Source organism: Bacillus sp. LJBS17 (genome assembly GCF_019334685.1).
GTDB lineage: Bacteria > Bacillota > Bacilli > Bacillales > Bacillaceae > Bacillus > Bacillus subtilis.
The window spans coordinates 3405248-3421574 of the sequence record NZ_CP079759.1 but is presented as its reverse complement, the minus strand read 5'-3'; the positions used below and the strand labels follow the sequence as shown (position 1 = coordinate 3421574).

The window sequence follows — 16327 nt, the reverse complement described above, 5'->3', positions numbered from 1 at the left end:
TCTTGATTTTTTTTTGATTTTTCAAATGTATAGTTTAAATAGAATATTATGAAAATTTTAGAATGGAATGAATAAAATGGAGGACTTTACGAAGGGATGTTGAATTGTTGTTGTTATCGAAGTGGATAAATATGGGAGGTTGAAGACTAAGATGAAATCCTTATATACACCTACAGATTATTATATGATTCGGGTTCCTTTGGTACATCAGGCCTTGAAAAATGAGAACTCTGAGGATACAGATCAGTTATTGCATGACCTTTGTAATGATTCATTATTTCGTGAACAAATACTGGTATCTAGCAGGACACTATATGACACAATGAATATTTTCCTTCAAACGCCCGATAAATTAAAAGGAAAAAAAAAGCGGAACTTCCAGCAAGCTATTTTGAAGTATGCAACAAGAAGAGCAACTAGAACAACGCCTTTTGGCCTTTTTTCTTCAGTGGGTATAGGGGCATTTTCCGATAAAAATCAATTATCTTTTAATCAGCATTCATTTTACAAAAAAGCACGTGTTGATTTTGAGTGGCTCTATCAATTGATGAGAAAACTAGAAAACGAATACATCGACCGGCTTTCGTTTACATTAAACCCCGCTTGTTACATCAAAGGTGATCGGGCTTACTTGTTGTATAGCACAGATGGAAAATCTGAAGAGGTTAGTGTTCGTGCAACATCGGTTTTCCATCTAATAAATGAACTTTGTGGTGAATGTGTTGCTTATCATGATATTATTCGTAGTTTGACAGAGAACTATGAAAATACCCCAATAAGCAAAATTAATCAGTACGTAGAAGATCTTATTGACAAAGAGTTCCTGATATCAAATTTACGGCCGCCAATGACTGTTTCAGATCAATTTCAGTATTTAATTACTCAAGCGGAAAGCAGCCGAATTCCAAGTGAGCTTCTTCAGGCTTGCAGGAAAATACAATATCAGATAGATGCATATAACCGGATCACTATCGGAGAGGGAGAGGACCAGTATTTAAATCTGATTGAAACAATGAACGAACTCGTAAAGACTTCATCTCCTCTGCAAGTGGACACGGGTTTAGGTGACTCCTCCATTCAACTAGATAATGAAACATCTCTTGCGATAAGTGAATTGGCTAGTATGTTTACTTATATGGCTGCTCCCTCCGCAGAAAGACTAGACCACTTAGAAAAGTACAAAAATGTGTTTTTGGAGCGTTATGGGTATGAAAGAGAAGTTCCTCTTTTAGAAATGCTTTGTTCCAACGCTGGCATTGGTGCCCCTGCTACTTACACGAATCCTGTTAATGAATTCTTCGAAGAAATATCATTTGAGGATCAATTTTCACCTGAAATGAAACAATTTTTTATGAAAAAATACTTTGAATCAGTTAGAAAGAAAGCTCCCATTCAATTACACGACGAAACATTCCATAGAATCTGCAATTACGAAATTGCAGATGAAGAAATTCCAGTATCATTTGAACTCAATTTCTTTGTTAAATTGCGCAATGGCACAGTCATGCTTTATTTAGGACCAAATGTCGGATCTACACGTGCAGGGAAAACATTTGGAAGGTTCACTCACTTATCTGATTCAATCAATGCCGTTATAAAAAATATACATAATAAGGAAAAAGAGTTAACGGGCAAAAATAAGAAAATTTGTGAGCTGAGTATTGTGCCTAATCAGGTCAGGTCTGGAAATGTAACAAGAAATGTAAGTTATCGGGAAAAAGAAATGAACCTTTTTACAAACAGTGTCTTGCATCACAATGATTCTATTAAAGCTGAAGATGTTCTAATTGGAATCGATAAAAACCATATCTTTTATGCCAGACATAAATGTACTGGCGAAATTCTGTCTTTTGAATCAAATCATATGTTTAATCCTTTATTAATGCCAAATGCCATACGATTTTTATTGGAAATTTCAAGAGACGGCAAAAGAAAATGGAATGATTTCCCGTGGATGGGCATCTATAGTGATTTTAAGTATATTCCTGAAATCAAATATAAAGAAATAATCTTATCATGTGAACAATGGCTGATACACAAAAGTGATTTAAGCATTCATTCGAATTCATCGATAGACGAGGTGAAATCTGCATTTTTTGAATTTCATCGTACTTATGATCTTCCGCAAAGATTTTATATCGTTAACGCAGACAATCGATTATTAATTGATATAGAAGATGATCGTACTTTAGATGTTTTTTTCTGGGAACTTAAAAAAACGAATCATAACCATCCGTTACAACTTGTGGCTGCTGAGCTTGATGCAAATGCTTTAAAGGATAGAAACCAAAATGTCTATTCGGGGGAAATCGTTGTTCCGCTGATCAGGAAAAAACCAGAAAAACCATTGAAATTACCGGTCCTTAACTCAGTAGAGGAAAATGGATCCGAAAGAATTAAAATGCCATTTGAAGATTGGCTGTTTATTAAACTTTATTGTAAACAAACTAGAGAAGAAGAGCTAATTGCTTTTGAAATAGCGGATATTTATAACCAGATTTCTGATCAATATCCAGTCAGACATTTCTTTATGAGGTATCGAGATCCGAAGCCTCATATAAGACTTAGATTGAATGGAAAAGCAGAGGTGCTGTACAGTTTATTTCCACAATTATTGAATTGGCTGAAAAGCTTAAGAGAAAAAGGACTGGTTACTGAGTTTGTTATCACCCAATATGAGCGGGAAATAGAACGATATGGCGGGCTAGACCTAATGGATGCTGCAGAACAGGTTTTCTGTGAAGATAGCAAAGTTGTTGAAACGATGATCAGAATGCATCGCATGAAGGATATTGCGATAAGCAAGGAAATCGCAGGTATGGTTTCTGTCATACAGTTTTTAGAACAGTTCGAGCTTACGTTCGAAGAGCAGTTAACGTTTTTAGAAAAAAATTGCCTGCAGAATGAGTATCGTACTGAATTTAAGAAGGATAGAGAAATGTATATTGAAATATGCAACTCTGATAGAGAATGGGATAATCTCAGAAAAACAAGTGATGGCAGAATATTATATGAAATATTGAAAACTAGAAAAATAGCTGCAGCTAATTATGCATGCTTAATAAACAAGGCATTTGATAACAAAGAAGCAGTATATTCACGCATAGGTAGTGTAATTCACCTACATTGCAATCGTTTATTCGGCACTGATAGAGAAATGGAAACTAAAATACTTACACTTTGCAGACACTCTTTATATGCCCAGAGATATCAAAAGAAGAATGGTAGTTTAGCATGGAAGTAAAGGAACAACTAAAGCTAAAAGAGCTGCTGTTTATCATGAAACAAATGCCTAAGACTATCAAATTAATTTTCACCTTAGAAAGATCACTGTTTTTAAAGTTAATTTTATTCAGTATTATTACCGGTATTCTGCCAATTGTTTCACTCTATATTTCCCAAGAATTGATTAATTCCCTTGTGACTATACGCAAAGATGTTTCAGTTGTTATCTCCATTTTCTTAACATATCTTGGCGTATCATTTTGTTCGGAGCTGATCTCTCAGGTTTCTGAATATTATAATGGCAAATTCCAATTAAATATTGGTTATAAACTGAACTATAAAGTCATGAAAAAGAGCAGTAATCTAGCATTGAAGGATTTCGAAAATCCTGAAATATACGACAAATTAGAAAGGGTAACTAAGGAAATCAGCTATAAACCTTACCAAATCATTCAAGCCATCATTACAATGACCACATCATTTGTGACTCTGCTCTCATCAATTGCATTTTTGATGTCATGGAACCCTAAAGTTTCGCTGCTCTTGTTGGTTATTCCAGTGATTTCTCTATTCTATTTTTTGAAGATTGGACAGCAAGAATTTTTTATACATTGGAAACGAGCAGGACAGGAAAGGAAATCGTGGTATATCAGTTATATACTCACACACGATTTTTCTTTTAAAGAATTAAAATTGTATAACCTTAAAGATTATTTATTAAACAAATACTGGGATATTAAAAAATCCTTTATTGATCAAGATACAAAAATATTGAGAAAGAAAACTTATTTGAACCTAATATATGAGATTGCAGTGCAATTAGTTGGAGCTGTCATTATATTTATTGCTATTATGTCTGCTTTTGCGGGAAAAATAATGGTCGGTAATGTGATGAGTTATATCAGATCTGTTTCGCTGGTGCAAAGTCACTCACAGTCTATCATGACTAGCATTTATTCCATCTATAACAGCAATCTCTATATGAATCAATTGTATGAATTTCTGGAATTAAGAGAAGAGAAAAATCAAGGTCATAAGAAGCAAATTGTTGAGCCTATTCATTCTGTTATCTTTCAGAATGTCAGCTTTATCTATCCTAATCAAGGAGAACAGACACTGAATCATATTAATGTTTCATTGAATAAAGGAGAACGAATAGCCATTGTTGGGCCAAACGGGTCAGGGAAAAGTACATTCATTAAGCTCCTTACCGGATTATATGAAGTTCAGCAAGGTGACATTTTGGTTAATGGAGTAAATATTAAAGAATTGGATATGGACAGTTATATGGAACAAATTGCGGCACTCTTTCAAGACTTCATGAAATATGAAATGACCTTAAAGGAAAATATAGGATTTGGACAAATTGATAAACTACATCAGACAAATAAAATGCATGAGGTCCTCGATATTGTAAAAGCTGATTTTTTAAAAGGTCATTCATCCTATCAATTCGATACACAGCTTGGATTATGGTTTGATGAAGGAAGGCAATTATCCGGCGGACAATGGCAAAAGATTGCTTTGGCTAGGGCTTATTTTAGGGAAGCTTCTTTGTATATTTTGGATGAGCCAAGTTCTGCGCTGGATCCAATTGCAGAAAAAGAAACCTTCGATACTTTTTTCAGTTTGTCAAAAGATAAAATAGGAATATTTATTTCCCATCGATTGGTTGCTGCTAAACTTGCAGATCGGATCATTGTTATGGATAAAGGGGAAATAGTAGGAATAGGAACACATGAAGAGTTATTAAAAACATGTCCACTGTATAAAAAGATGGATGAATCCGAGAACTATATGAATCCGCTAGAGGAGGACGGTACTAAATGGGAAGAGGCGCTGTATCAGGGATAGAAGTTGAACTGGTGAAGGAAATCGCTCGACAAGTTTCTAATTACGATAAAGTACTTGAAATAGTGAATAAAAAAGATAACTTCCTCAGTATTGGGGAAGTTCCTCTTATACCTTGGAAGCCGACCGCATTGAGTCATGGTATACCAGGCATATGTATGCTGTATGGCGAATTGCACGCTCATTTTCCTGAGGAAGGATGGGACGATTTAGGACACAAATATTTATCGATTTTAGTAAATGAAATAAAAGAAAAAGGGCTGCATACTCCATCTATGTTTTCCGGAGCAGCTGGCATTGGACTTGCAGCTGTCTGTTTATCGCAACATTTCACCTATTACAAAGGTTTCATTTCCCGTATTAACGAATATTTGGCTGAAGTAGTACCTCAATTGTTAACTGAATTTTCTCAGCGGGAAGTGTATATGAGTGACTACGATGTAATAGAAGGTGTCAGTGGAATTGCAAGTTATCTTCTGCTATTTCAAGAAGATAAGGCAATGAAGGATTTGTTAATTGATATTTTAAAGTATCTGGTTAGATTAACTGAAGACATTACCATGAATGGAGAAAAAGTTCCTGGATGGCATATTCCATCTGAACATCAGTTTACAGATATCGAAAAAAAAGCTTATCCAAATGGAAACTTTAATATGGGATTAGCACATGGGATACCTGGTCCTATTTGCATTCTATCTTCAGCACTCATGCAGGGAATTAAAGTAAAGGGTCAAGTACGTGCAATTGAAAAAATGGTAGATTTCTTACTGGGATTTTCTGAAAAAGATCAAGGCAACTTGTTTTGGAAAGGAAATATAAGCTTTGAGGAGTATCAATACGGATCTCCACCTAACGCTCTAAATTTTAGTAGAGATGCTTGGTGCTATGGGAGACCTGGAGTATGTCTTGCGATTGTTAAAGCGGGAAAAGCACTTCAAAATACTAGATTTTTAAATATAGGTGTACAGAATTTAAGGTGCACAGCATCTGATATACAGGGGATTTTTTCTCCTACGATATGCCATGGCTATAGTGGAATAAGCCAGATTTTGCTTGCAGTGAATCAACTCACTGGACAAGAATTTTTTAACGAAGAGCTTCAAAAGATCAAACAAAAAATTATGAGCTACTATGACAAGGATTATATCTTTGGGTTCCACAATTATGAATCAATTGAAGGGAATGAAGCAGTACCTTTGCAGTACGTCGGTCTATTGGATGGAGCTGTAGGTGTAGGATTAGGGCTATTAAACATGGAATTAGGCTCAAAAACAGATTGGACAAAAGCATTACTTATTTAATAAAAAAAGGAAAAAATGATAAAATCTTGATATTCTTCTGTTACTATATAGGTATTGAAAGGAGGTGACCAATATGTCAAAGTTCGATGATTTCGATTTGGATGTAGTAAAAGTCTCTAAACAAGACTCTAAAATCACTCCTCAATGGAAAAGTGAATCACTTTGTACACCTGGGTGTGTAACTGGTGTATTGCAAACTTGCTTCCTTCAAACAATAACTTGTAACTGCAAAATCTCTAAATAAGTAAAACCATTGAATCACTTTGCTCTGACTCCTTGCATTCCTGAGCGTTATACATACTATTTTCATAGAGTTAGGGCCTAAAAATGATGTAAAAAGTAACGGGTGTGAATGAGTTTAAATTTCACACCCGTTTTTCATGTGGAAAAAAGTAACAAGGGGGATGATGGATAAGTCGATTTAAACAACACTCTAATACATACCCAAGTCAGTCTTTTTATCATGTACAGACAATTTAAGGAAATTCCTCAGAAATTCATATTTTAATGGATAGATCAATATGAGATAGATCTATCTGGAGTAAACAGTGTGACCTGATCACGCTTTTTTATTTAGACAAGTTGATTGTGTTGCCAGAAGCCCAAATGCTTTAAGTTTCCAGTTAGAAAAAGTATTTTGATTAAATTTTGATAAAAGTATTCTAGAATGATCAACATCCCACATAGATACCGCGCAGAGGAAGAATTCATTTTATCTTTAACATCTATTGGGGAAAATTCATAAGATTGAGGTGATGTACGTGTTTTTGAAAAGATGTGTAAACATTTCAGGCTGTTTTATTGTTTTATTTATGTTATCTGCTTGTCAAGCATTAACGAAGTTTAAAGATAAAACTGTTGAAGAAACAAAAAAAACAGTGCATTTTACTGAGGATAACAACGAAACATCTGAAACAATGGAGAGCTTGATTGATAAGGGAAAGCTCGATCAAGTGGTCTATAACGAAAAACTTTATCAGATGAAAGATAAAGTTGATGAAGACAAAAAAGGAAAAGTAATAGGGGCAATAGGTCAAACCTTCTTTGTAGATAGTGAGGGAAAGAGATGGTCTGAAGAAGAACTGAAAGAACCGTATATCTCTAATGATCCGGATGAAACCAGAGAGAAAAAACCTCTACGCTATGGGAAGGTTTACAGTGCGAACGAGGATACTGATGCCAAAGATGAAATCATTGTGGAGTTTAATCGCGAGTATTATCGAGCGGTTTTGATTAAGAATGAAAAGGGATAAGGGAGAGTGTGACATGAGTACAGTCCTATTAGAAACCAAAAGTCTTACAAAAAAGTTTGGCAAAGAAACAGCTGTTTCAGATGTTTCATTAACTGTTCAAAAAAACAGCATTTACGGTCTGCTTGGACCAAATGGAGCTGGAAAATCGACGACACTTAAAATTTTAACAGGAATTTTACGGAAAACTTCTGGTGAGGTTTTCTTCGACGGACATAAATGGAAACGTTCTGATTTGCAAAATATCGGATCTTTAATAGAAGCTCCACCCCTTTACGATAATTTAACAGCATTTGAAAATGTAAAAGTACATGCAACGTTGCTGGGCCTATCTGAGGATCGCATAAACAGCGTGCTAAAGACAGTAGATATGCAGCATGCTGGAAAGAAAAGAGCAGGGCAGTTTTCGATGGGGATGAGGCAGCGGCTGGGAATTGCTATTGCTTTATTAAATCACCCTAAATTATTAATTCTTGATGAGCCTACGAATGGGCTAGATCCAATCGGCATTCAGGAGCTCAGAGATCTTATTCGCTCTTTTCCTCAGGAAGGAATAACCGTGATTTTATCTAGTCATATACTTTCAGAAGTCGAGCAAATAGCAGATCATATTGGGATTATCATCGGCGGTCATCTTGGGTACCAGGGGGAAATAAACAAGACTGATGATTTAGAGCATTTGTTTATGGAAGTTGTAAAGGCAAGCCGTGAAAAAGAGGGTGTAAAAAGATGATGAATTATATGAAGGCCGAAAACCTGAAGTTTAAAAGGACCTTTTCTAGAAAAATGATTATCTTAGTGCCGCTGCTTAATATAGGTTTTTCTTTTTTGATGAACATTCAATTTTTTGTTCCCGGTACTTTTAACTGGTGGTCTATTATATTTATGCCGGTGATGATAGCTTTATTTTGTTCTTTATCTCATCAAAAAGAAAAAAAGGCCTCTAATTATAATGGTACGTATTCATTGCCTATTGATTTAGGAAGATTATGGTACTCTAAGATTGTAATTATTATGATTTATTCGCTATTATCTCAAATTGTATTTTTAGTGTTTATGTTACTAATGGGGTTTGTTATAGCTGATTTTGCTATTGTTACGCTTTCTACAATTGCCGCAAGTTTATTGCTTTGGGTAACAAGCCTTTGGCAAATTCCACTTTGTTTATTTGTGGCAAAAAAGTGGGGGCTTACAATAGCGGTAATGTTAAATCTTATAGGAACCCTTGTTCTAGGTATAATGCCGGCATCTCGTTCCTTTTGGTGGTTTATTCCTTGGAGCTGGCCAATTCGAATGATGTGTCCCACAATAGGTATTCATCCTAACGGTCTGTTGCTTGAAAAAAATGATCCTTTGTTGAGTTGGATGGTCGTCCCTCCTGCTATATTGATTTCTATTCTATTATTTTTAATAATAGCGTTTTTGACTAGCCGTTCGTTTGCCCCTTCAATCGATTACAGAACAAAAAAGCAGGGGGCGATATAAGGTGAGATTACTTTTGAGGTGTTTAAAAGCTGATTTCCAGAAAAGCAAACACACCTCCTTTATGTGGCTCCATTTAATTATTCCTATAGCTTTTTCAACTGTATTGATTCTGTATTTTTATGAGAGAGATCAGAGTCAATTTCACTTGTATAAGTCTTTTATGGAAGCTATTGCAGTTGCATTGCCGCTGCTTATAGGGGTGTTATGCGGAATGACTGCATCCTTAGAAGAACAGGCAGGGAAATTTCAAGTGTTACTAGGGAGTACGTCTCCAAAAGTCATTGCTTATGCCAGCAAAATGTTAATGCTGCTTTTCATGGAACTTTGCTCTATTGGTATAGCGCTTTTCATTTATATAATAGGATTAAAATTTATTTTACATGTGCCGGATTTGTCTTACGATATTTTTATAACAGGTGGTGCCTGGCTAGTTGCGGGTAGTGTAGCCCTATATTGTATTTACTTTTTTATCAGCTGTATGTTTGGAATGGGTGCTTCTGTCCTGATAGGCGGAGCTGGCCTGCTTATGACCGCTCTAATGAATACTGGATTAGGAGATGCTATATGGAAATATAACCCTTGGGCTTGGGGTATTAGATTGTCAGGTTTAAATGGGGTACTCCACTTTAAAGAAAAAGGGGATAATCCTTTATTAATGCATGAAATAAATTCAGGGGTATTGGTTATGATTTTTGGTATAATATGTATAATCATTGCCAGTCTAATATGGTTTAGTAAATGGGAAGGCAGAAAAACGTTTGAATAGTATGAGGGGGACAGGAAATGGCCAAAATCCTTGCTGTCGATGATGAAAAAGATATTCTTGTACTGATACAAAATATTTTGCGCCGTGACCAGCATCAAGTTGACATTTTAGATCGTGTTAAAGGACAGCCGCCTGACGTATTTCAAGGATATGATTTAATTTTGCTGGATGTTATGATGCCAGATATTGATGGTTTTGAGCTATGTAAACAGATACGTCCTTTGGTTGATTGTCCAATTTTATTCCTCACGGCTAAAACAGAAGAGGAAGCGATAGTAAAAGGTCTTATTACCGGCGGAGATGATTATATTACAAAGCCATTTGGTGTTAGAGAGCTTAGTGCTAGAGTTAATGCTCACTTAAGAAGGGAACGGAGAGATAAACATCAATCGAAAAGAGTCATCTCGGGTTTTTTATTTCATTTTGATAGTAAAGAAGTATTTATCAATAACCACAAACTTAACCTAACAAAAAATGAATATAAAATCTGTGAATTTTTAGCTCAACATAAAGGGAGAACTTTTTCAAGAGAACAAATTTACGAGGAGATATATGGATTAGAGGGGAATGCTTTGTATTCAACAATTACTGAATTTATCAGAACGATTCGAAAAAAATGTAAAGAGCATAATACAGACCCTATCAAAACGGTATGGGGTGTTGGGTACAAATGGGAATAGGTTTTAAGGGCCAGAAAACACTTCTTAGAGAACTGATAAAGTATATGGTCACGTTATGTATAAGTTTAGTTGTACTGGCTCTGCTATATTTATTTATAAATACAATCGCAATGAATACGGGTTTCTCACATCCCGCGAATTATAATGAACGAGAAGCAGAAAAACTTGCGCCAAAGCTGGAAAATACAGCTAAAGTCACTGCTGATATGATTCCAGATACAATGTCATATGCCATCCTTGATAAAGAAACAAAACAAAAAACAGCCGGAACCATTAAAGAAAAAGATCTGCAACTGGTTAAAAAGAAGATTGAAAAAAAACCGTATGTCAATTATAAACAAAAAGGATATTTGGTTATAGATAGAAATGAAGAGTATTGTATTTTGCAATATTCATTACGTGCAGATTTTAGCTCACCTTTATTAAGAAAATACCTTCCTAATTATGAATTAACGAGTATTTGTATTTTGATAGTCTTACTCATTGTAGTCATTTCTATTATAACAACTTACTTTGCTAATAGATTAAGAAAACATTTTGAGACACTGAACGTAATTACTCGATATATAAAAGAGCAAAATTTGCAGTTTACTCCCGAATTTACACATATTAAGGAATTTGATGATGTAATTGATTCCTTAATTGAAATGAGAGATGCTCTTCGGTCATCACTCGAAGCTCAGTGGCGATTAGAAAAAAATAAGAAAGAGCAAATTGGTGCTTTGGCACATGATATCAAGATCCCGATTACCATTATTAAGGGAAATGCTGAATTACTCAGCTTGTCTATTCAAAGCGAAGAACAAGCTGAGTATACAAAATATATTCTTGGAGCAGGAAATCAAATTGAACAATATATTTCTCAGCTGATTCACCTCTCGAGAACGGAGGATTCCTTAACTATTCATTTGAAGAAAGCCTTTGTAGATAAGCTGACAGAAACTCTACAGAAAGATATATCCGCCTATAAAGGAAATAAAAAAATAAATATTTCATTTAAAAAAGAAAATCTCAAGAAAGAGGCGGAAATAGACTGGCAACTGTTACATAGGGCGTTATTGAATATTTTAACAAATGCAGTTGATTATACACCGGAGGATGGGACTGTCTCGGTGCATGCTGAATGCGATTCTGATACTTTTTATTTTTTTGTAAAAGACACAGGAAATGGATTTTCGGAAATCGGGCTAAAAAAAGCAACAGAACTTTTTTACATGGATGACAAGGCCCGTCAGTCTAAAGGTCATTATGGAATGGGGTTGACCTTCGCAAAAAATGCTGTGAATCTTCATAATGGAGAACTTACTCTTGGAAACACTATAGAGGGTGGCGGAGAAGTGCGAGTGAAAATACCCTTATATAGAAATCATTAAACCCACGCCCTATCTGGACGTGGGTTATTTTTAAATCGTAAACTGACCCATCTTCTCATTAAGCTCCTTCGCCAGCTGCTCAAGCTCTTCAGTATTTTGAAGCACTTGATCCATCGAATGGGCGGATTGCTCGGTTATTGAAAATGTTTCTTCAATGCCGGCGGCCGACTCTTCGGATACAGAAGCGATATTTTCAATCGATTGATTGATGGTAATCGATTGGTTTGTTAACTGCTTCAGGCCATCCGTTACTTCCTTAATGCTGTCTGCAACATGGGTGACGGATTGTTTGATATGCTGCATAGCCTGTCCGGTGTCTGTCAGGTTTTCCGTTCCTTTTTCGACTTCTGTAAAGCTGCTTTCCAAGTACGTAATGACAGTGTGGATCTCCTGCTGTGTCCCGCCTACAATCCGGGTAATATCCTGCACGGAATCAGAAACGCCGTCAGCCAGCTTTCTGACCTCCTCTGCCACAACGGCGAAGCCTTTGCCGCTTTCTCCTGCGCGGGCAGCTTCAATCGCGGCGTTAAGGGACAGCAAATTCGTCTGCTCGGCAATCCCGTTGATGACCTGAACGAGCTTGTTGATATCCTGAGAATGCTGTTCAAGTGATCTCACTTTATGCACGGCTTCTTCAACAATATGATGGATGGTTTTCATTTGCTGTAATGACGTAGCCATATTTTCGTTTCCGCTTACCGCGAGTTCGAGAACGTTTTGCGACGTATCGCTGATGGTGATGCCGTGATTATAGGCTTTATCAATGCTTTCAGTGAACTCATTCATCGATTCGGCAATCGTCACGGCGTCTTGGGCCTGCTGTTCAGAGCCCTCAGCCATTTCGTTCATCGTCTCGGTAATATGTTTGCTGCCGGAACTTGTTTCATTCGTTGCGGTTGCAAGCACCTGTGAAGAAGAAAGAACCCGGCTTGATATGTCTTTAGAATATCCGACAATATCTCTCAGATTCCCTACCATTTTTTGCAGCGCTTCATTCAGATCACCCAGCTCGTCTTTTGAGTTGAGCGGCTCCATATCGTTCGACAGATCGCCTTCGGCAATATGATTGGCAGATTCCTTCATGCGAATGATAGGCTTTACAATGTTTCGCGTGATATAAAGCCAGATGAAAATGCTGATGAGGATCGATGCTGCCACAAGCAAAGCAGTGTAAATGAGCCCTTTATGATAGACGGCCTTCGTTTCTTTTACCGCTGTGTTGCTGCCTTCTTGATTTAAGTCAACAAGCTGAGTGATTGTTTTTTTCATATCCTCAAAGCTGGCCTCAGTCTGAACCAATAAACCTCTTGCTTTGTCCATGTCATTCGTGCGGCCGCTTTCGATAATTTGCGCATGAATATCCATATAGGTATTCACTTCAGTTTGAAGCTGCTCGAACAGTTTCTGCTCTTTATCAGTGGAGATCGTTTTTTCGTAGTTATCGAGCTTTTGGTTAATGTCTTCCATGATTTGATTCATTTCTTGATCAAGTGTATCCATTTTGCTTTTGTCTGTATAAATCAGAAAGTCCTTTTCTTTAGAAGACAGGTGCTCGGTTACATAATTAATTGAAGTGATTCCTTTGATGCCGTCAATCCATTTTGTGTTGATTTCATCTGTTTTTTGAATGATATGCTGCATATTAAGAACGCCTATTCCGCCTACAAGTAAATTGATCAGGATCAGTGTCAAAAATACCAGGCTGAATTTGCGGGAAATCGTCAGTCGCATATAGTGGTCTCCTTTAAAAACGTAATGTGTGGATGTACTATATATCGGCTGAGAAATCGTTTTTTCACCTGGAAAAAAATAAAAAACGGCTCTTTTCTCGTCTTTGAGATCAGAACCGTTTTAGCAATTAGTCAAGAAAGGAAGGGTCAATCCATTCAGTCGCCCATTTAGAAATCTCACCTAGAATGGGGGCCAGTGCCTTTCCTTTATCAGTCAATGAATATTCGATGCGAACCGGAGTTTCAGGGATGACATCCCGCTTCACTACTCCTTCAAGCTCAAGTTCTTTCAGCCGTTCTGACAGAACTCTGCCGCTTAGATTTGGAAGTGCTGCTTCAATTTCGCTAAATCGCTGCGATCCGTTCAAGAGCTGAAATACGATCAAAGCGACCCAGCGTTTACTTAAGATGTCGACTGCTTTTTCAAATCTAGGACACATTTCTGATTGGTTCATACTTTTCACCTCGTCTGTCACTATTATAACGCAAATAACGAGGGAGGGTATGCAAGCGTGATTGATAAAATGCAGAAAGAGAAACAGGGGATTATGAGGAAGAGGCGCGTTTTTTTGCTTCTGAAGACAAAAAATCGAAGTATTTGCTGAGATTTTCAATATCCTGCTTTGAGAGATGTTCCCATTTTTGACTATTGAAAATCGGGAGGTGCTCCGCTCCGCGAGTGACAGCCGTCTGGTAAATTTCATAAACGGATTGATAGCTTTCAGATGCTTCGCGGATTTCTTCAGGAAAGGCCTGAATATGGCCTGCGGCGGCCATTAGGTTTTCGTACGGCACTTTCAGGACGGCTGCCAGTTTTTTAATCGTGGCGGGTTTTGGCGTCCCGCGTTTGCCGTTTTCAATTTTTGAAATGGTGGCCGAGCTGATGCCTGAGTACACCGCAAGCTGATTCACTGTCAGTTTGCGGGCGCGGCGCAGCTCCCGTAATTGCTGTCCGAATGGTGACATGGTCTATCGCCCTCACATTTCTATAGAGTCAGTCATCAGCAGACCGTTTTTTGGCTTCGTCTGAAATAAACGAAAAATAATGATCCAGCATGAGCAAATCTTCTTTATTGAGATATTGCCATTTTTCGTTCTCAAGAAGCGCAAGGTTTTTCAGGTCATAGGCCTCCGCTTTTTCGAGCAGCTTGCACTTCGTTTCATAAGGAGCCTTGGCTTCATGCACTTCTTCGATGTAACCAGCCTTGTACATAAGCCCCTCATAAGGAATTTTTAAGGCCTCTGCCAGTTTTTTGATGGTGGCAGGTTTGGGAACGCCCCGTTTTCCGTTTTCGATTCTGGAGATGCCGGCCGCGCTTACGCCTGAATAAGTCGCCAGCTGGTTGACTGTTAACTTTCTCTCTTCACGCAATGCCCGTAATTGTTCGCCAAAGCTTTCCATATATCTCACCCCGTCCCTCACTGTTACTCATATTTTAGTATGTTTATTGACTAAAGGGAATAGGTAGACTGGAAATGTATTGACAAAAGTTAACATAAGCCGTAATGTAAAAGTATAGAAAAAAGTTTTTCAGGAATGGAAGGTGAGGAAAGTGCCAGTAGAAAAGATACAGATTAGACGTGATTATGTCTTGCAGTATATGGTTAATAACGATTATTCCCTTAATCAGCTTGCGCTGGAAATCGGAGTCTCACCCGCCACACTGAGCCGCGTGCTGAATGGAGAAAGACGGCCGGGGCAGCTTGTGATCGGTAAAATGCTTCACTATTTTAATTTGAAATTTGAGGATCTTTTTTACTATGACTTTATTGACAAAAGTCAATAAAGTAACAAAAAACGCAAGGAAGCCAAGCGTTTTCTATTCCTATGAATGATGTGTCAGCACAAACCCTGTCACCAGCTCATTGCACGTTTTCCATTGTTTTGTCGGCAATTGATGTCCCTGATATTCCAATCTGAAAAATTCGGCATGTCTGCACGATCTTCGGTAATAGCCTGCGTTTGTAAAGGTCCAGTCCCGCAGGCCGCCATACATAAACAGCATTGGCATGTCTAGGCGGGGCAGTTGTTCAATGCAATTGTAGCCAAGCGAATCCAGATAATACTGATGCCAATGGGCCTGGTCTGCTTTTTTCATATGGTCTGTTAATATGCTGCGAAGCTGTCTGTCTTTTGTGTGGCTGCCAGCGAGGATTTTCATGAGCAAACCGGGGTTTTTTTCAAGCAGATACATTCCCAGTTTGTGCAGCTTCTGGCCGATTACGTTATGAACAGCTGGGTAGGCGCCGGACAGAATAAGGTGTGACACTTTGTCCGGGCGGGTAAAGCCGATATGCTGCGCGATTAAGCCTCCGGCAGAATACCCGAATAACACAGCTTTATCAATGTGCAAAGCGTCCATGAATTGCGCGATCTCGTTTGCGTAATAGGAAATAGACGCTGGCTGATCGATGTGATCACTATCACCGTGGCCGCTTAAATCGGGAAAAATCACCCTGAAATGCTTGGATAGAAGGCGCTGATAATAAAAAACCTTGCGTCCCATGCCCGGCGGGTGGATAAAAATGATAGGGATTCCCTGTCCATATTCTTCATAAAAAAGATGTTTCCTGCTGTCTATGCTGATAAGCGGCATCGCTTTTCTCCTTTGACCTTTTCATATGAATAGGGTAACCAAGATAAAACGTCTTATCCGGCCTTTTGG

16 protein-coding genes are annotated in these 16327 nt (G+C 37.6%); 11 read left to right on the top strand and 5 right to left on the bottom strand.

The annotated features are described in order from the left end of the window. The first annotated feature begins 151 nt into the window (after nucleotides 1-151). The 10 genes from KXZ66_RS17795 (at nucleotide 152) to KXZ66_RS17750 (ending at nucleotide 11931) form a co-directional block, all read left to right on the top strand. A complete protein-coding gene (locus KXZ66_RS17795) occupies nucleotides 152-3244 on the top strand; it encodes a lantibiotic dehydratase (protein ID WP_041850529.1) in 3093 nt (1030 codons plus the stop codon). Further along, nucleotides 3235-5079, top strand: coding sequence for an ABC transporter ATP-binding protein (locus tag KXZ66_RS17790; protein ID WP_041850530.1), 1845 nt, complete (start codon nucleotides 3235-3237; stop codon nucleotides 5077-5079). The genes KXZ66_RS17795 and KXZ66_RS17790 overlap by 10 nt, the downstream gene beginning before the upstream one ends. Then, entirely contained in the window at nucleotides 5052-6377 is a 1326-nt protein-coding gene (locus KXZ66_RS17785) for a lanthionine synthetase C family protein (protein ID WP_043940195.1), read from the top strand. Before KXZ66_RS17790 ends, KXZ66_RS17785 begins: the two co-directional genes overlap by 28 nt. A 73-nt stretch (nucleotides 6378-6450) precedes the next feature. Further along, complete coding sequence (locus KXZ66_RS17780) at nucleotides 6451-6621, top strand: gallidermin/nisin family lantibiotic (RefSeq protein ID WP_032726862.1); 171 nt, start codon at nucleotides 6451-6453, stop codon at nucleotides 6619-6621. Nucleotides 6622-7138: 517 nt separating this feature from the next. Next, nucleotides 7139-7630: a NisI/SpaI family lantibiotic immunity lipoprotein gene (locus KXZ66_RS17775; RefSeq protein WP_032727099.1), complete on the top strand. Its 492-nt coding sequence runs from the start codon at nucleotides 7139-7141 to the stop codon at nucleotides 7628-7630. A gap of 13 nt (nucleotides 7631-7643) precedes the next feature. Continuing rightward, complete coding sequence (locus KXZ66_RS17770; protein ID WP_038829373.1) at nucleotides 7644-8360, top strand: lantibiotic protection ABC transporter ATP-binding protein; 717 nt, start codon at nucleotides 7644-7646, stop codon at nucleotides 8358-8360. Then, a complete protein-coding gene (locus tag KXZ66_RS17765; protein ID WP_032726860.1) occupies nucleotides 8357-9112 on the top strand; it encodes a lantibiotic immunity ABC transporter MutE/EpiE family permease subunit in 756 nt (251 codons plus the stop codon). The genes KXZ66_RS17770 and KXZ66_RS17765 overlap by 4 nt, the downstream gene beginning before the upstream one ends. Before the next feature lies 1 nt (nucleotide 9113). Then, on the top strand, nucleotides 9114-9878 hold the full coding sequence (locus tag KXZ66_RS17760) for a lantibiotic immunity ABC transporter MutG family permease subunit (protein WP_041850532.1): 765 nt from the start codon (nucleotides 9114-9116) through the stop codon (nucleotides 9876-9878). 17 nt (nucleotides 9879-9895) lie between these two features. Continuing rightward, nucleotides 9896-10558: a response regulator transcription factor gene (locus tag KXZ66_RS17755; RefSeq protein ID WP_032726858.1), complete on the top strand. Its 663-nt coding sequence runs from the start codon at nucleotides 9896-9898 to the stop codon at nucleotides 10556-10558. Then, nucleotides 10549-11931 (top strand): HAMP domain-containing histidine kinase, encoded by a 1383-nt coding sequence (locus KXZ66_RS17750; RefSeq protein ID WP_041850533.1) that lies wholly within the window; start codon nucleotides 10549-10551, stop codon nucleotides 11929-11931. The genes KXZ66_RS17755 and KXZ66_RS17750 overlap by 10 nt, the downstream gene beginning before the upstream one ends. Nucleotides 11932-11961: 30 nt before the next feature. Here the strand turns inward: KXZ66_RS17750 and KXZ66_RS17745 are convergent, their stop codons facing one another. From KXZ66_RS17745 to rghR, 4 genes are all read right to left on the bottom strand, one after another. Then, on the bottom strand, nucleotides 11962-13662 hold the full coding sequence (locus KXZ66_RS17745; protein WP_041850534.1) for a methyl-accepting chemotaxis protein: 1701 nt from the start codon (nucleotides 13660-13662) through the stop codon (nucleotides 11962-11964). Nucleotides 13663-13789: 127 nt separating this feature from the next. Continuing rightward, nucleotides 13790-14116, bottom strand: coding sequence for a catDE operon transcriptional regulator CatR (gene catR / locus KXZ66_RS17740; protein ID WP_003242888.1), 327 nt, complete (start codon nucleotides 14114-14116; stop codon nucleotides 13790-13792). 91 nt (nucleotides 14117-14207) lie between these two features. Next, entirely contained in the window at nucleotides 14208-14627 is a 420-nt protein-coding gene (locus tag KXZ66_RS17735; RefSeq protein ID WP_014480905.1) for a helix-turn-helix domain-containing protein, read from the bottom strand. Between the two features lie 28 nt (nucleotides 14628-14655). Next, nucleotides 14656-15063, bottom strand: coding sequence for a transcriptional repressor RghR (gene rghR, locus KXZ66_RS17730; protein WP_014665397.1), 408 nt, complete (start codon nucleotides 15061-15063; stop codon nucleotides 14656-14658). 151 nt (nucleotides 15064-15214) lie between these two features. Here rghR and KXZ66_RS17725 point away from each other — a divergent pair, with 151 nt between their 5' ends. Beyond that, nucleotides 15215-15448, top strand: coding sequence for a helix-turn-helix domain-containing protein (locus tag KXZ66_RS17725; protein WP_003220031.1), 234 nt, complete (start codon nucleotides 15215-15217; stop codon nucleotides 15446-15448). Between the two features lie 39 nt (nucleotides 15449-15487). On the opposite strand, the gene KXZ66_RS17720 is transcribed toward KXZ66_RS17725, so the two are convergent. Next, nucleotides 15488-16258 carry an alpha/beta fold hydrolase gene (locus KXZ66_RS17720; RefSeq protein WP_015251223.1) on the bottom strand — a complete coding sequence of 257 codons (771 nt, stop codon included), beginning with the start codon at nucleotides 16256-16258 and terminating at the stop codon, nucleotides 15488-15490. Nucleotides 16259-16327 lie beyond the last annotated feature (69 nt).

Excerpts from the sequence above, each read along its gene's own strand:
- KXZ66_RS17795 (WP_041850529.1), top strand. The coding sequence starts at position 152 with ATGAAATCCTTATATACACCTACAGATTATTATATGATTCGGGTTCCT.
- KXZ66_RS17780 (WP_032726862.1), top strand. The coding sequence starts at position 6,451 with ATGTCAAAGTTCGATGATTTCGATTTGGATGTAGTAAAAGTCTCTAAA.
- catR (WP_003242888.1), bottom strand. The coding sequence starts at position 14,116 with ATGAACCAATCAGAAATGTGTCCTAGATTTGAAAAAGCAGTCGACATC.
- KXZ66_RS17735 (WP_014480905.1), bottom strand. The coding sequence starts at position 14,627 with ATGTCACCATTCGGACAGCAATTACGGGAGCTGCGCCGCGCCCGCAAA.
- KXZ66_RS17745 (WP_041850534.1), bottom strand. The coding sequence starts at position 13,662 with ATGCGACTGACGATTTCCCGCAAATTCAGCCTGGTATTTTTGACACTG.
- KXZ66_RS17770 (WP_038829373.1), top strand. The coding sequence starts at position 7,644 with ATGAGTACAGTCCTATTAGAAACCAAAAGTCTTACAAAAAAGTTTGGC.
- KXZ66_RS17790 (WP_041850530.1), top strand. The coding sequence starts at position 3,235 with ATGGAAGTAAAGGAACAACTAAAGCTAAAAGAGCTGCTGTTTATCATG.
- KXZ66_RS17755 (WP_032726858.1), top strand. The coding sequence starts at position 9,896 with ATGGCCAAAATCCTTGCTGTCGATGATGAAAAAGATATTCTTGTACTG.
- KXZ66_RS17785 (WP_043940195.1), top strand. The coding sequence starts at position 5,052 with ATGGGAAGAGGCGCTGTATCAGGGATAGAAGTTGAACTGGTGAAGGAA.
- rghR (WP_014665397.1), bottom strand. The coding sequence starts at position 15,063 with ATGGAAAGCTTTGGCGAACAATTACGGGCATTGCGTGAAGAGAGAAAG.
- KXZ66_RS17720 (WP_015251223.1), bottom strand. The coding sequence starts at position 16,258 with ATGCCGCTTATCAGCATAGACAGCAGGAAACATCTTTTTTATGAAGAA.
- KXZ66_RS17750 (WP_041850533.1), top strand. The coding sequence starts at position 10,549 with ATGGGAATAGGTTTTAAGGGCCAGAAAACACTTCTTAGAGAACTGATA.
- KXZ66_RS17765 (WP_032726860.1), top strand. The coding sequence starts at position 8,357 with ATGATGAATTATATGAAGGCCGAAAACCTGAAGTTTAAAAGGACCTTT.